The 16,531-nt window shown below is 33.6% G+C and carries 15 protein-coding genes; 10 read left to right on the forward strand and 5 right to left on the reverse strand.

The window, feature by feature from the left end; translation table 11 throughout:
* From ABWP78_RS05900 to der, 10 genes are all read left to right on the forward strand, one after another.
* Positions 1–2,423, forward strand: a 2,423-nt coding sequence (locus ABWP78_RS05900; protein ID WP_353169854.1) for a T9SS type B sorting domain-containing protein, incomplete at its 5' end; no start/stop codon positions are given.
* 250 nt (positions 2,424–2,673) lie between these two features.
* A complete protein-coding gene (locus tag ABWP78_RS05905) occupies positions 2,674–3,543 on the forward strand; it encodes a branched-chain amino acid transaminase (protein ID WP_353169855.1) in 870 nt (289 codons plus the stop codon).
* Positions 3,544–3,554: 11 nt separating this feature from the next.
* Positions 3,555–5,231, forward strand: coding sequence for a dihydroxy-acid dehydratase (gene ilvD / locus ABWP78_RS05910; protein WP_353169856.1), 1,677 nt, complete (start codon positions 3,555–3,557; stop codon positions 5,229–5,231).
* A 6-nt stretch (positions 5,232–5,237) separates the two neighbouring features.
* Positions 5,238–6,980 (forward strand): biosynthetic-type acetolactate synthase large subunit, encoded by a 1,743-nt coding sequence (ilvB, locus tag ABWP78_RS05915; RefSeq protein WP_353169857.1) that lies wholly within the window; start codon positions 5,238–5,240, stop codon positions 6,978–6,980.
* Positions 6,981–7,082: 102 nt separating this feature from the next.
* Positions 7,083–7,670 carry an acetolactate synthase small subunit gene (gene ilvN / locus ABWP78_RS05920; RefSeq protein WP_353169858.1) on the forward strand — a complete coding sequence of 196 codons (588 nt, stop codon included), beginning with the start codon at positions 7,083–7,085 and terminating at the stop codon, positions 7,668–7,670.
* A gap of 12 nt (positions 7,671–7,682) precedes the next feature.
* The gene (gene ilvC / locus ABWP78_RS05925) at positions 7,683–8,729 is read left to right on the forward strand and encodes a ketol-acid reductoisomerase (protein ID WP_353169859.1); all 1,047 of its coding nucleotides are present in this window, start codon (positions 7,683–7,685) and stop codon (positions 8,727–8,729) included.
* Positions 8,729–9,970: a threonine ammonia-lyase IlvA gene (ilvA, locus tag ABWP78_RS05930; protein WP_353169860.1), complete on the forward strand. Its 1,242-nt coding sequence runs from the start codon at positions 8,729–8,731 to the stop codon at positions 9,968–9,970. Before ilvC ends, ilvA begins: the two co-directional genes overlap by 1 nt.
* Before the next feature lie 164 nt (positions 9,971–10,134).
* Positions 10,135–10,587 (forward strand): KTSC domain-containing protein, encoded by a 453-nt coding sequence (locus ABWP78_RS05935; RefSeq protein ID WP_353169861.1) that lies wholly within the window; start codon positions 10,135–10,137, stop codon positions 10,585–10,587.
* A gap of 78 nt (positions 10,588–10,665) precedes the next feature.
* A complete protein-coding gene (gene era, locus ABWP78_RS05940) occupies positions 10,666–11,550 on the forward strand; it encodes a GTPase Era (RefSeq protein WP_353169862.1) in 885 nt (294 codons plus the stop codon).
* A 131-nt stretch (positions 11,551–11,681) separates the two neighbouring features.
* A complete protein-coding gene (gene der, locus ABWP78_RS05945) occupies positions 11,682–12,992 on the forward strand; it encodes a ribosome biogenesis GTPase Der (protein WP_353169863.1) in 1,311 nt (436 codons plus the stop codon).
* A 113-nt stretch (positions 12,993–13,105) separates the two neighbouring features.
* Here der and ABWP78_RS05950 read toward each other — a convergent pair whose 3' ends face one another.
* From ABWP78_RS05950 to ABWP78_RS05970, 5 genes are all read right to left on the reverse strand, one after another.
* Positions 13,106–13,915 (reverse strand): TPM domain-containing protein, encoded by an 810-nt coding sequence (locus ABWP78_RS05950; RefSeq protein WP_353169864.1) that lies wholly within the window; start codon positions 13,913–13,915, stop codon positions 13,106–13,108.
* Between the two features lies 1 nt (position 13,916).
* Entirely contained in the window at positions 13,917–14,357 is a 441-nt protein-coding gene (locus tag ABWP78_RS05955) for a TPM domain-containing protein (RefSeq protein ID WP_353169865.1), read from the reverse strand.
* 21 nt (positions 14,358–14,378) lie between these two features.
* Positions 14,379–14,960, reverse strand: coding sequence for a LemA family protein (locus ABWP78_RS05960; RefSeq protein ID WP_353169866.1), 582 nt, complete (start codon positions 14,958–14,960; stop codon positions 14,379–14,381).
* Positions 14,961–15,038: 78 nt separating this feature from the next.
* The gene (locus tag ABWP78_RS05965) at positions 15,039–15,368 is read right to left on the reverse strand and encodes a MerR family transcriptional regulator (protein WP_291242825.1); all 330 of its coding nucleotides are present in this window, start codon (positions 15,366–15,368) and stop codon (positions 15,039–15,041) included.
* A 42-nt stretch (positions 15,369–15,410) separates the two neighbouring features.
* Positions 15,411–16,388 carry a M23 family metallopeptidase gene (locus ABWP78_RS05970; protein WP_353169867.1) on the reverse strand — a complete coding sequence of 326 codons (978 nt, stop codon included), beginning with the start codon at positions 16,386–16,388 and terminating at the stop codon, positions 15,411–15,413.
* Positions 16,389–16,531: the final 143 nt, after the last annotated feature.

Consider the following 16,531-nt stretch of genomic DNA (forward strand, 5'->3'; position numbering starts at 1 on the left):
GATTTACTTGCGGAACACCTTATACGATAACAGCCACAAATGCAGCTACATGTTCTGCAACTTCAACAAGTTTTACGGTGCAATGCCAATTAGCAGTGCCATTGGTTCCAACAATAACTACAACATCAGCTACTTGTTTGGCAAATGGAACGGCAACAGTATCAAATTATTCACCAACAGAAACCTATACTTCTACACCAACAGGATTAACCGTTAGTGCAACTGGAGTGATATCAGGATTTACTTGCGGAACGGCTTATACGATAACAGCCACTAATGCAGCCACATGTTCGGCAACTTCGACAAGTTTTACGGTTCAATGCCAGTTAGCAGCGCCATTAGTTCCAACAGTAACCACAACACCTGCAACGTGTTTAGCAAATGGAACAGCTTCAGTATCAAATTATTCATCAGCATTAAACTACACTTCTACACCAACAGGATTAACCGTTAGTGCCACAGGAGTTATATCAGGATTCACTTGCGGAACGGCTTATACGATAACTGCAACTAATGCGGCAACATGTTCGGCAACCTCGGCAAGTTTTACGGTGCAATGTCAGTTAGCAGCGATATTAGTTCCAATAGTAACTACAACAGCCGCAACGTGTGCTCAATCAGGAAGTTCAACCATTACGAACTACAATGCTACACTCACATATATATTTACTCCTTCAGGACCTATTGTTAATTCAACTGGATTAATTTCAGGTATGACAGCAGGGTCAAGTTATACTGTAGTAGCATCAAATGGGGGTTGTTTATCTAATGCGTCTGGCTCTTTTTCAAATACAGCACAATTAGTGAAACCTATATTAACTTTCACAGTAACTAATTCTATTTGTGATGGAAGTACATTAGATTTCGTTCTAAACAGTAATATCCCAGGAACTACATATATATGGAGTGCATCAAATAATGAATTAAATGGCTTTATCGCCTCTGGAGACCAAACAAATATTAATCAAGTAGTGAATTTAATTAATCCAATTTCTACTAGTGGCTCTATTTCAATGATTATTTCACCTGTTAATAATGGCTGTATTGGAGATCCGGTAGCAGTAACTATATTAGTGAATCCTATTCCAAAAATCACTGCTATTACAGAAACCGACATATCATTATGTTCTGGTGAAAACGTTAATTTAAATGTAACTGGAGAGCCTAGTGGAATTACTTATAATTGGACGGCTGTAAATGTAAATGGTTTAGCTATTTCTGGAGGAATTTACAGCGGAACTACTACTGGGAATTTGAATTTTCAATTAACCACAACTAGTATAACCGCTGTTGGAACAATTCAATTTCAAATAATTCCTGTTAGAAATGGTTGTTATGGAGTACCTGTTTTATCTCGTGTGATTACAGTTTATCCTTTGCCTGGAAACCCAATTGGATTGCCCCATCCTGCTATTTGTAGTGGAGAATCAACCAATATAAATGTTTCAGAAAACTTATTAATTACTGGAACTCAATTAAAATGGCAAGTTATTGCTTCAAATGCCGTTAATGGATTCATATCTTCAGGCATTGCATTAGCACCAATCTCAATAAATCATATATTGCTAAACAATTCCGACATTCAGGGGTTTGTAACTTATAGGATTACTTCCGTTTTAGGAAATTGTGAAGGCGCCTTTACCGATATAACTGTTTTAGTAAATCCATTACCAAAACCAGCATTAATTGACGGACATATTTGTGTGAATCAAACTACAGGAGCTACTTTTCAAGGATATGTATTAGATACACAGTTATCTAATCTTAATTTCACTTACGATTGGTACCTACTAAATACGACAACTAATAGTTATGTTGCTTTACCAAGTGGAAACGGGCCTATTTATTTAGCAACGCAACCAGGAACATATAAAGTAATTGTGACAAATACACTAACCAATTGTGAACAAAGTGATACTGCAAATATTGTAACTGTTTATCCTGCTTCAGTGATATCAGCAGAAGTTTCCGAAGCTTTTTCAGATAATGCTACTATTACTATAACGGTAAATCCAATTGGAACAGGAAATCTAATTTATTCATTAGACGGAGGTGCTTGGCAGGATTCGAATATTTTTACAAATGTTCAACCTGGCACACATGAAGTAATAGTTGAAGACACTGAAGGTTGTACCAATTTAGCTATAAATGTATTGGTAATTGATTATCCAAAATATTTTACACCAAATGGTGACGGAATTCATGATACGTGGAACATAATTGGATTAAATCAACCAGATGCTAAACTCTATATTTTTGATAGATATGGAAAATTAATAAAGCAATTAAGTACCACTGGAATAGGTTGGGACGGAACCTATATTGAAGCTCAATTACCTTCAACAGATTATTGGTTTACATTAGATTATTCAGAAAATGGAACTCAAAAACAATTTAAGTCTCATTTTTCATTAAAAAGATAAGATATAGATAGAATAAAATGGATATTAAATTTAATACATGGAATAAAATTGTAATTATTATTAATACAATTATTTCAATTGGACTGTTACTCTTAATTCTTAAGTATAATTAAAATTAAAATAGTATGAAACATATAATTATCATTAACAGCATAAGCATCATTATTCGTATTTAACGACGGATAGGTTATATATTTTATAAACCTCTCCTAGCAAATAGGAGAGGTTTTTTTATAAATCAAATTAAATTATGTATTACAACGAAAACACCTCCATTTTTTTTAATGGAGAATTTATTAAAGTTAAAGAAATTCCAGTAAGTATTTTTAACCAAACCATGCATTACGGTAATGGTGTATTTGAAGGTATTAGAGCGTATGATACACCTAACGGAGTTCAAATTTTTAAAGCAAAAGAACATTATGAAAGATTGCATTATTCGGCAAAAGTTATGCATATTAATTTATCATATTCTTCTTCTGAATTAGAACAAATTAGCTATAAATTATTAGAGGCAAACAACCTTAAAGACGCATACATAAGACCATTAGTTTACTTGGGTGAAAATATGTCATTAACCCCAACAGACGAAGTGAATGTTGTAATTATGGCTTGGGAATGGGGAAAATATTTAGGTGATAAATTACTTAACGTGATGTTGTCTTCTTTTCAACGCCCAAATCCTAAGTCATGTTTTGTTGAGGCAAAAGTAGTCGGTCACTATACCAATAGTATTCTTGCTACTACTGAAGCAAAATCTAAAGGTTTTGACGAAGCACTTTTAACAGATATGAATGGTTTTGTTGCTGAAGGACCTGGCGCCAATTTTTTTATTGAAAAAAACGGAAAATTGGTAACTCCACCTCTTGGAAATATTTTGGCAGGAATTACGCGTCAAACTGTATTTGAAATTGCAAAAGAGTTACACTTTGAAATAGAAGAAAGATTATTTACTCCGGAGGAAATTTACACAGCAGATAGTGCTTTTTTCTGTGGAACGGCTGCTGAAGTAATAGGAATTGCTTCCGTAAATGAATATCAATTTACATTGAAATGGGAGGAGTCTATAGGTGCATTAATTCAAAAAAAATACAAAAGGCGAGTAGCTTTTAATGAATAAAATACGATTTGATGGAATTAAATAAATATAGTAAAACAATAACCCAAGATCCCACACAACCAGCAGCACAAGCCATGTTGTATGGAATTGGTCTTACAGATTTGCAACTCAAGCAACCATTTGTAGGAATTGCCTCTATGGGTTACGATGGAAATACCTGTAATATGCACCTCAATCATTTGGCTTCTTTAATAAAATCAGAAGTAAATAAAGACGAAATGGTGGGTTTGATTTTTAATACGATAGGAATTAGTGACGGAATTACCAATGGCACAGAAGGCATGCGCTATTCTTTAGTAAGTAGAGAAATTATCGCTGATAGTATAGAAAGTGTGGTTTCAGGACATTATTATGATGGGTTAATAGCAATTCCTGGTTGCGATAAAAATATGCCAGGAAGCATTATAGCTATGGGAAGAGTCAATCGTCCATCGATAATGGTGTATGGTGGAACAATTGCTCCTGGAAAATATCAAGGAAAAGATTTGAATATAGTTTCTGCATTTGAAGCTTTAGGAGAAAAAATTGCAGGCAAAATTTCAGAAGAAGAATACAAAGGGATTATTAAAAATGCTTGTCCTGGTGCAGGCGCTTGTGGCGGAATGTACACAGCAAATACTATGGCAATTGCAATTGAAGCATTAGGAATGAGTCTGCCCTTTTCGAGTTCTAATCCAGCCATAAGTTTTGAAAAAATAAAGGAATGCGAATCGGTTGCCTTGTATTTAAAACAATTATTAGAAAAAAACATTTGCCCAAAAGACATTATGACTTTTGAAGCTTTTGAAAACGCAATTACGGTTTTAATAGCGCTTGGAGGCAGTACAAATGCGGTTTTGCATATTATCGCAATGGCAAAAAGTGTGGGCGTTAAAATTACACAAGACGATTTCCAAAGAATAAGCAACAAAACGCCTTTAATTGCCGATTTTAAACCCGGAGGAAATTATTTAATGCAAAATCTTCACGAAAAAGGAGGCGTTCCAATGGTATTAAAGTATTTAATGAGTAAAGGAATGTTACATAAAAATTGTTTAACCGTAACTGGTAAAACAATGGCAGAAAATTTAGAAAATATCATTGATATCGATTTTGATGATCAAAACATCATTAAACCTATTGAAAGCCCTATTAAATCAACGGGGCATATTCAAATTTTGTATGGAAATTTAGCCACGAAAGGTTCTGTTGCGAAAATTACAGGCAAAGAAGGCGAGTTTTTTAAAGGTCCAGCAAGAGTTTTTGATGGTGAACAAGAATTAATAAAAGGTATTGAAGATAAAAAAATTAAAGCTGGTGATGTAGTGGTTATTCGTTATGTAGGCCCAAAAGGCGGCCCTGGAATGCCCGAAATGCTAAAACCAACCTCTGCATTAATAGGAGCTGGGCTTGGAAAAAGTGTTGCCTTAATTACAGATGGTCGTTTTAGTGGCGGAACACATGGTTTTGTCGTAGGTCATATTTCGCCAGAAGCTTATGATGGCGGAACAATTGCCCTAGTTAACGATGATGATACTATTGAAATTGACGCAGTTGATAATACCATTCATTTACATGAAAGTGATTTAGAATTAGCTGAACGAAAAACAAATTGGGTTCAACCCAAATTAAAAGTAACCAATGGTGTATTATTAAAATATGCTAAACTAGTAACCGACGCTTCAAACGGATGCGTTACTGATGAATAAATAAAAATGGAATCAAAAGAATTAGAACTAGAGAATAAGCTAGATGTAAAACAAATTTCAGGAAGTGTTGCGGTAATTGATGCTTTATTAGCGGAAAATGTCGCCACTATTTTTGGCTATCCAGGAGGTGCAATTATGCCAATTTATGATGCTTTGTATGATTATAAAGAACAATTAAATCATATTTTAGTTCGTCATGAACAAGGTGCTATTCATGCCGCGCAAGGGTTTTCAAGAGTAAGTGGTAAAACGGGTGTAGTTTTCGCCACAAGCGGTCCCGGAGCAACAAATTTAGTTACTGGTTTAGCTGATGCGATGATAGACTCAACGCCTTTGGTATGTATCACAGGACAAGTTTTTGCACATCTTTTAGGAACAGACGCTTTTCAAGAAACGGATATTATAAATATAACATCACCAATTACGAAATGGAATTATCAAATTACAGATGCTTCTGAAATTCCGTCTGTATTGGCAAAAGCGTTTTATATTGCAAAAAGCGGAAGACCAGGACCAGTTTTAATAGATATTACTAAAAATGCACAATTGCAAGTATTCGATTATAAAGGATATGAAAAATGTGAGTTCATTAGAAGTTATAAACCACAACCCGATATTCGACTTTCTTATATTGAGCAAGCCGCAGCAATTATCAATCAAGCCAAAAAGCCATTTGTTATTTTCGGTCAAGGTGTGATATTGGGTAATGCCGAAAAAGAATTTCTTCAATTTATAGAAAAAGCAGGAATTCCTTCGGCTTGGACCATTATGGGAATGAGCGCTATCCCTACAAATCACCCTTTAGCAGTTGGAATGTTAGGGATGCACGGAAATTATGCACCTAATTTATTTACCAATGAATGCGATGTTTTAATTGCAATTGGGATGCGTTTTGACGATAGAGTAACGGGAAGATTAGATAAATACGCCAAACAAGCACAAATTATTCATTTGGATATTGATCCAGCTGAAATCGATAAAAATGTTTTGGTCACTGTTCCCGTTTGGGGAAATTGTAAAGATTCGTTGCCCTTATTAACGGAACGAATCGAACAAAAATCGCATTCAAAATGGATTTCAAAATTTCATAATGCTATTGAAATTGAAACAACAAAATTAATTAAGCCAGAATTATTTCCATCGGAAGGCGAAATTACTATGGGCGAAGTCATTCAACTCATAAACGAATTAACAAACGGAGAAGCTGTTACGGTTACCGATGTAGGGCAACACCAAATGGTAGCTTGTCGATATTCGTATCAAAATAAAACAAGAAGTAATATTACAAGTGGTGGTTTAGGAACAATGGGATTTGCCTTACCTGCTGCAATTGGAGCAAAATATGGAGCTCCTGAACGAACAGTAATTGCGGTAATGGGCGATGGTGGTGCGCAAATGAACATTCAAGAATTAGGAACTATTATGCAATTTCAACCTAATGTGAAAATTCTGATTTTGAATAATAGTTTTCTTGGAATGGTGCGCCAATGGCAAGAATTATTTCACGAAAAACGCTATTCGTTTACCGATATTCAAAGTCCAGATTTTGTTCAAGTGGCAAAAGGATATGGAATAAAAGGAAACAGCATCAAAATACGAGAAGAGTTGAAAGGAGCTTTAGAAGAAATGTTAGCGCATCCAAAATCATATTTATTAGAAGTGGCTGTTCGAATGGAAGATAATGTTTTTCCAATGGTTCCACAAGGAAAAGGAGTGTCAGAAATTGTGCTTTGTAAAGAAGATATGTAAATAAAGATGTTATGAAATCGCCATAAAAACTTGTTTGCTTGCAAACACCAATGAAAATAAGGCGATACCATTTGACCTTAAAAAAACAATAAATATTGACAAATGAAACAAGAATTTACCCTTACAATATATACCGAAAATCAAGTGGGATTAATTAATAAAATTGCCATTATGTTTTCAAGAAGAAAAATCAGTTTGGAAAGTTTTAATACTTCGCCAAGTGAAGTGCCAAATATTTACCGATTCACTATTGTAGTTATTGAATCTGAAGCGGTTGTGAAAAATTTGGTCAAACAAATTGAAAAAATTGTGGATGTGTTTAAAGTTTATTGCAATACAAACGAAGAAATTGTTTGGCAACAAATGGCCTTGTACAAAGTCCCAACAGAAGTAATAATTAAAGAAGTAAAAGTTGAGCGATTACTTCGAGAATACGGCGCAAAAGCAGTAGTGATACGAAGCGATTATACTGTTTTTGAAGCTACAGGGCAAGGCGATGAAATTAATAAATTATTGAAAAAATTAGACAAATTCGGGTTAATAGAATTTGTAAGAAGTTCCAGAATCGCCATCATCAATGCAAGTGACGGCATTCATAAAAAAGTAGTAGAAATGGAAATGCAAAATCCAGCATTACAATCAATAAATAACACGTTTTTAGATAAAAAAGATCAAATATTTCAAATGTAAAAAAAGAAGAGTATGGCAACAATAAATTTTGGAGGAGTTAATGAAACCGTCATCACAAGAGACGAATTCCCATTAGAAAAAGCACAAGAAACATTAAAAAATGAAGTCATAGCAGTAATTGGTTACGGCGTGCAAGGACCAGGACAGTCCTTAAATTTAAAAGACAACGGTTTTAAGGTAATCGTTGGACAACGAAAAGGTGGAAAAAGTTGGGATAAAGCCCTTGCCGATGGTTGGGAAGAAGGCAAAACCTTATTTGATATTGAAGAAGCGTGCGAAAATGCAACTATTATTCAATATTTACTATCCGATGCGGGACAAATTGAAGCTTGGCAATCGGTTAAAAAAAATCTTACTCCCGGTAAAACGTTATATTTTTCTCACGGATTTGGAATTACGTTTAATGAAAAAACAGGAATTATTCCTCCGTCAGATGTGGATGTAATTTTGGTAGCACCAAAGGGTTCTGGAACCTCATTACGTCGATTATTCTTAAAAGGCGAGGGCATAAATTCAAGTATAGCCGTCTATCAAGATGCCACCGGAAGAGCAAAAGACAAAGCAATTGCATTAGGAATTGGAGTAGGTTCGGGCTATTTATTTGAAACCGATTTTCAAAAAGAAGTCTATTCAGATTTAACAGGCGAAAGAGGAATTTTAATGGGTGCTTTAGCAGGATTATTTGAAGCACAATACGAAGTACTTCGTAAAAACGGACATTCACCTTCGGAAGCGTTTAATGAAACAGTTGAAGAATTAACCCAAAGTTTGATGCCTTTAGTGGCAGAAAACGGAATGGATTGGATGTTTGCCAATACATCAGTAACCGCACAACGTGGCGCTTTGGATTGGAAAGGTAAATTTAGAGAGGCAACCACACCCGTATTCGAAAATTTGTATGAAGAAGTGGCGTCTGGAAGAGAAGCAAATAGAGTAATTTCTGAAGGAAGTAAGAAAGATTATCGTCAAAAATTAGATGTAGAATTAAAAGAAATCCGCGAATCTGAACTTTGGCAAGCCGGAGCAGCCGTCAGAAAATTAAGACCAAAATTGAATTAATGGATTTATTTGAAAAAATAGAACAAGCTAAAATAAATTTAACTGAAGTGGTGTTAAAAACACCGCTTCAGTTAAATACAAATCTATCTGAAAAATATCAAGCAACTGTTTATCTAAAACGAGAAGATTTACAAAAAGTTCGATCCTACAAAATTAGAGGTGCTTATAATAAAATCAGTCATTTAGATGCAGCTCAAAAAACAAAAGGAATTGTATGTGCCAGTGCTGGTAATCACGCGCAAGGTGTGGCTTATTCTTGTCAGTTATTACAAATTCAAGGCAAAATATATATGCCAAAAACCACGCCAAAACAGAAAATAAAGCAGGTTCAACTTTTTGGAAAATCGTTTGTGGAAATCGTTTTAATTGGCGATACTTTTGATGATGCATTTCATGCGGCAAAGCTGTTTTCAAATGAAAATAAATTAGAATTTATTCATCCTTTTGATGATGTTGAGGTGATTGCTGGACAAGGCACGGTTGGTTTAGAAATTCTGTCAGAAAAAGTTTCTAAAATTGATTATTTGTTATTACCCATTGGCGGTGGCGGTTTAGCAGCTGGTGTTTCAACCGTATTCAAAAAATTAAGCCCAAAAACAAAAATTATTGGAGTGGAACCTGAAGGTGCGCCTTCTATGCAACAAGCCATTTATTTAGAACAACCTGTTCTATTGGACAAAATAGACCGATTTGTAGATGGTGCAGCAGTGAAAAAAGTTGGAAAACAAACATACGAGGTTTGTAAAGATACTTTAGATAAAATTATTTTGGTTCCAGAAGGTAAAGTTTGTACAACTATTTTGCAATTGTATAACGAAGAAGCTATGGTGGTAGAACCCGCTGGTGCTTTGTCAATTGCGGCTTTAGATTTTATTTCAGATGAAATAAAAGGAAAAAAAGTTGTATGCATTGTTAGTGGGAGTAATAATGATATTGAAAGAACCGAAGAAATTAAAGAGCGTTCGTTAATGTATGAAGGATTGAAACATTATTTTATGATTCAATTTCCTCAACGTCCTGGAGCTTTGCGCGAATTTGTAAATGAAGTGCTGTCTGAATCAGACGATATTACCTACTTTCAATTTATTAAAAAAAATAATAGAGACGTTGGTCCAGTAGTAGTGGGTTTAGAAGTTAAAAACGAAAATGATATTCAAGCTATTAAAGAGAAAATGAATAGTAAAGGTTTTCAATTTGAGTATTTAAATGAAAACAATCCTTTATTAGCACTACTTATTTAATCTTTAGCAATATATATTTCGTTTATTTAGAATATAAACATCACTTTTTTGATTTTTTCCCGCAATTAATTCATTAACAAATGATTATGTTATTGCGTTGTTTCGATTTTTATTGTGTAATTAAAGAATAAATCACTATTTTTGCACTTTTATTTTGAAAATTTATGACTACACAGAAAATTATTGGGTACAGAAAGTTACTTAATGTTACCAGAGATGCAACATTAAAAGAATTAAAAACAATATATAGAAATAGTATGAAGGAAGATCATCCTGATACTATTTCAGATCCAGTTGAACGTTTAGCAGCTGAAGAAAGAAGTAAAAACATTATTGAAGCTTACCACTTTTTAGTAAGTATCGCTCCTGAAACTAGAGAAAAAGTAAAAGCAGAATACACAGCTACAACTACAACTTCACAAATTGCCGATTTTCATATGGACAAAGGTGTTTTGTATATTAGCTTTGCAGACGGAAGTAAATTTGAATACTTTGGTGTGCCAAGAAATACGTATGTGAAAATGGTAAACGCAGAATCACCGGGACGTTTTGCTCGTCGTCACATTTATAACGAATTCATTTACCGTAGCGCAAGTAAATTAGTTGCGGCAGAATAACTTTCTAACATAATATTGTAAAAGAAGCCATTCCAAAACGAGTGGCTTTTTTATGTACCTTTGTAAAAAATAAAATATATGTCGCATAAAGCAGGTTTTGTAAATATAATCGGAAACCCAAACGTTGGAAAATCTACCTTAATGAATGCTATGGTAGGCGAGAAGTTGTCTATCATTACAAGTAAGGCACAAACCACACGTCATAGAATTTTCGGAATTGTAAATGATGAAGACTATCAAATCGTGTTTTCGGATACGCCAGGAATTATTAAACCAGCTTACGATTTACAAACCAGTATGATGGATTTTGTCAAAAGTGCTTTTTCTGATGCCGATATTTTAATCTATATGGTTGAAATCGGTGAGAAGGAATTAAAAGACGAAGACTTTTTCAACAAAATTATCAATGCTAAAATTCCAGTTTTACTTTTGTTAAATAAAATTGATAAATCCAATCAAGAATTATTAGAAGAACAAGTACAAACTTGGCAAGCAAAAGTTCCAAATGCTGAAATTTTCCCAATTTCGGCTTTAGAAAACTTTAATGTAAAAGAAGCGTTGAACAGAATTGTAGAATTGTTGCCAGTTTCACCACCATATTATCCAAAAGATGCTTTAACAGATAAACCAGAACGTTTTTTTGTAAATGAAACCATTCGAGAGAAAATTTTATTAAATTACGATAAAGAAATTCCGTACGCAGTTGAGGTGGAAACTGAAGAGTTTTTAGAAGATGAAAAAATTATAAGAATTCGCTCTATCATTATGGTAGAACGCGAAACACAAAAAGGAATTATTATCGGACATAAAGGTGCTGCGCTGAAAAAAGTAGGTATGCAAGCTCGTGCCGATTTAGAATTGTTTTTCGATAAACAAATACACATTGAAATTTTCGTAAAAGTGAATAAAGATTGGCGAAACAATGCCTTTCAATTAAGAAGATTTGGATACAACCAAAAGTAATTACAAATAATTAGTTTACAGAATTTAGTAGTTAGTTTGAAGCAATGCGTTTGGTATTACTTACAAAAACTCCTAACTATAAACCCTAAACTCGCAACTTTTAAACTATCTTTGCACAAAATATAAGAATAATGAATAATATTGTAGCCATAGTAGGAAGACCAAATGTAGGAAAATCTACGCTTTTTAATCGTTTAATCCAACGTAGAGATGCCATCGTAGACTCTGTGAGTGGCGTTACGCGTGATAGAAATTATGGAAAAAGTGAGTGGAATGGAAAAGAATTTTCTGTAATTGATACAGGTGGCTACATTAAAGGTTCTGATGATATTTTTGAAGGCGAAATTAGAAAACAGGTAGAATTAGCAATAGATGAGTGCGATGCCATTATTTTTATGGTAGATGTAGAAGAAGGCATTACGCCAATGGATGATGAAGTGGCTAAATTATTACGTAAGGTTACTAAACCTGTTTTATTAGCCGTGAACAAAGTTGATAATTCGAAACGTGTTACAGATGCGTTAGAGTTTTATAATTTAGGATTAGGCGAATATTTCACTATAGGCGCTATGAATGGAAGTGGAACGGGAGAATTATTGGATAAATTAGTGGAAGTTTTACCTGAAATGCCAGAAGCCGTTGAAGATGAAAATCCTTTACCTCGCTTTGCCGTTGTAGGTCGTCCTAATGCAGGAAAATCCTCTATTATTAATGCCTTAATTGGTGAAGATAGATTTGTGGTTACAGACATTGCTGGAACTACTCGGGATGCTATTGATACCACATATAACCGTTTTGGATTCGAATTTAATTTAGTAGATACTGCCGGAATTAGAAGAAAAGCGAAAGTAAAAGAAGATTTAGAATTTTATTCTGTTATGCGTTCAGTTCGTGCCATTGAACATTCTGATGTTTGTATTTTGGTAATTGATGCCACTCGTGGTTTTGAAGGACAAGACCAAAGTATTTTTTGGTTGGCAGAAAAAAACAGAAAAGGAATTGTAATTTTAGTCAACAAATGGGATTTAGTTGAAAAAGATACTATGACCGCAAGAGATTACGAACGTAAAATTAGAGAAGAAATTCAACCATTTACAGATGTGCCAATTTTGTTTGTATCGGCAACAGAAAAACAACGTTTGTTAAAAGCTTTAGAAACCGCGGTTGAGGTTTTTGAAAACAGAAAACAAAAAGTGCCAACATCAAAATTCAACGATTTGATGTTACCAATTATTGAAAACCAACCGCCACCAGCATTAAAAGGGAAGTATGTAAAAATTAAATATTGTATGCAATTGCCTACTCCGGTACCACAGTTTGTGTTTTTTGCCAACTTACCGCAATATGTAAAAGACCCATACAAACGTTTTATTGAAAATAAATTGCGAGAAAACTACAACTTTAGTGGTGTCCCAATAGACATTTACTTTAGACAGAAATAATAAAAAAAACCGATAAGTGATTATCGGTTTTTTTTGTATTAGAACCCCTCAAGGTTTTATGTTTTTAAAAGTTTATGGACTGAATGCTAAAAACTGCCAACTGATTACTGAATCTACCAACTACCACCTGCACCTCCACCAGAAAAGCCACCTCCGCCAAATCCACCACCGAAGCCTCCGCCAAATCCACCACCAGATGATGAACCACCGCCAAAACTACCGCCGCTTCGACCCAAACTACTTAATATAATAATATCCATTAAGTCGGGACCGCCAAATCCTACTGAATTGCCGCTGTTTTTTCCTTTGTTTTTAGAGGCTATGATTAAGAATACTATTACACCAATAATTATAATAAGCTTCGGTATACCACTTCCTTTTTCTTTTTTTCGTTCGCCTTTGTATTTTCCTGTTAAAACTTTAAAAATGGCATCAGTACCTTTGTCTAATCCATTATAATAATTTCCTGCTTTAAATTCCGGAATTATAACATTTCTAACAATTTCACCAGTCATACCAGCTACAAGTTGTACTTCGGTCCCATAACCTGGTGAAATCCAAATTTTTCTGTCATTTTTCGAAAGCAAAATTACAATTCCATTGTCTTTTTCGGCATCTCCAATTCCCCAAGCTTCTCCCCAATTTGGCGTTAAAGTTTGGATATTGTCTCCGTTTAAATCTTCTATAATAATGGCAACAATTTGTGTAGAAGTGGAATCAGAATATCTAACTAATTTTTCTTCTAATTGTGTTTTTTCAACATCAGTTAAAAGTTTTGCATAATCATAAACAGAAGTCTGTAAACTTGGTTTTTCGGGTATTTTATATTGTCCTAACGAAACTTGAGAAAACAATAAAAAAGCAAAAAAGGCAATACAGCCACTACTTTTTAGAATTTGGAACTTAAATTTTCGAATTTCCATATTAACCTTTTGAAATTTCATTAGACAATTCATTTGTATCGGTTTCATTATCATATGGAAAATATTTTTTCAATTGTTTGCCAGCTTCTAAAATTCCATTAATTAAACCTTCTTTATATTGTCCAGCTTTGAATTTCTCAAGCACTACATCTTTAGTAGAATTCCAAAAATCGGGTGCTACTAAATCATTAATACCTTTATCACCAAGAATTGCAAAACTCTTTGTTTGTGTGCAAATGTAAAAAAGCACCCCGTTTTTCAATTCGGTGGCATCCATTTTAAGGATATGAAAAACCTCTTTTGCTCTTTCCATTGATGGTTTGGTGCTATTTTCTTCAATATGTACACGAATTTCACCCGAAGTGTTTTTTTCGGCAATTACAATTGCGGCAACAATTTCTTGTTCTTCAGTTTTAGATAAAAAAGCCGTATTTTCTGACATTATTTTGTGTGTTTTACTGAATTAGAATTTTACTTTCGGTGCATTTTCTGCTCCAGCAACAGCTTTAAAGTACGCTTTTTCAGTATAACCTCCTAAAAATATATTTTGTGGCATAGCTAAAACATAACCATTATATGCTAAAACGGATTCGTTAAAACGAGTTCTTGCAGTTAAAATTTGGTTTTCTGTACTTGCTAATTCATCTTGTAATTGCTTGAAATTTTCTGTCGCTCTTAATTGAGGATACGCTTCAACGCTAACTAAAAGTTTAGACAATGAACTCGTAATACCACTTTGCGCTTGATTAAATTGATCTAATTGCGCAGGAGTAATGTTTTTTGGATCGATTGTTACCGATGTAGCTTTTGCTCTTGCTTCTACAACTGCTGTTAAAGTGCTTTTTTCAAAATCCGCGGCACCTTTTACAGTATTTACTAAATTGTCAATTAAATCAAGTCGTCTTTGGTAGGCGGTATTTACATTTCCCCATTCTTTTTCTGTGGCTTGACTAAATAGTAAAGCTTTATTTTTTACATTCATAAAGTATAAAAATCCTAAGATTAGAATACCTACGACAACTAATACGGGAGCAAATTTTTTCATAATTTTATTGTTTAAAGTTAATTTATTTTATTGTTAAATTTTTTACTGTTTACTAATCACTGAACACTGAATACTAAATCAAAGGCCTTTTTTCATTTCTTGCAATTTGTTTTTTATGCCTTCCAATTTATTTATGATTTCAAAATTATCTAAGGTTTTCTTTTTTCCTTCTTTCAAATGAATTTTAGCGCCTTCCAAAGTAAAACCGCGTTCTTTTACCAAATGGTAAATCATTTGCAATACTTTTACATCATCTGGACGAAACATTCTGTCGCCTTTAGCATTTTTTTTAGGATTGATTTCATCAAATTCTTTATCCCAAAAACGAATTAATGATGCGTTTACATCAAAAGCTTTCGCCAATTCGCCAATGCCATAATATCTTTTTTCTGGTAAGTTTACTTGCATCTTTTTATTTATAATAAATTATTTAATCGCCAAATTGACACATTAATCCAACGATTGATTTTCCTGATTGGCTAATTTAGTAATTAAAACATATTCTTTAGCAGAAATACTGCCATAATAAAAATTTAAAGGATTCACCACTTCGCCATTTTTATGTACTTCATAATGCAAATGAGGCGCTTCGCTTCGTCCTGTACTTCCAACATAACCAATAATATCGCCACGTTTTACTTTTTGTCCTGCTCTAACTTTATATTTACTTAAATGCGCATATAACGTTAAATAGCCATAACCGTGATTAATTTCAATATGATTTCCAAATCCAGATACAGTAGCATCTGCTTTTTTTACAATTCCATCGCCAGTGGCATATATAGGCGTGCCTGATTTAGCTGAAAAATCCATTCCTTTGTGAAATTTTCTAATTTTAGTAAACGGATCACTTCTATATCCAAAGCCAGAAGCCATATGTTTCAATTCTTCATTTTTTATGGGCTGAATAGCTGGGATAGACTTCAATAAAAGTGCTTTTCGCTTGGCAAATTTCGTAATTTCATCTAAAGAAATCGACTGTATGACCAACGCTTTCATTATTTCATCGACTTTTTTAGTTGAACCAATTATTAAATCACTCGTATTAAAATTCTCTAAATCTTTGTACCTATTTTTACCACTTAACCCTGCTCTTCTTATCTCGTTTGAAATGGGTACACTATTAAAATATACTCTATAAATAGTGTTGTCTCGTTCTTCAATAGCCGATAAACCTTCTTCCATTAATGCGATTTTTCTGTTCAATAAATTATAATTAAGTTTCATAATTTCCAATTCTCGTGCTTGTAATTTCGATTTTGGGGTTTCAAAAAAACTTGTCATATTCAAAATAAAAAAGCTTAAAAATCCAAACAACGTACTCGACACTAAAAAGAGCAATGCATATCCAATTTTGGTACTATTTTTAGTCACAATTTGCTTAAATGCCAGTTTATCCGCATCGTAATAAAATTTTACTCTCTTCATATGTAAAAAAGTTGCTTTTTAGGAACTTTTTGTTGTTAGCGATTTCATTAAAATTTACTATTTTTGTTCACGTTATAACAAAGTAACACTTATTATACGAAAGAACCTGAATTTTGTTTCATATTTTGAAATATTTTTTTAGA

The organism is Flavobacterium sp. (genome assembly GCF_040402955.1).
Lineage (GTDB): Bacteria > Bacteroidota > Bacteroidia > Flavobacteriales > Flavobacteriaceae > Flavobacterium.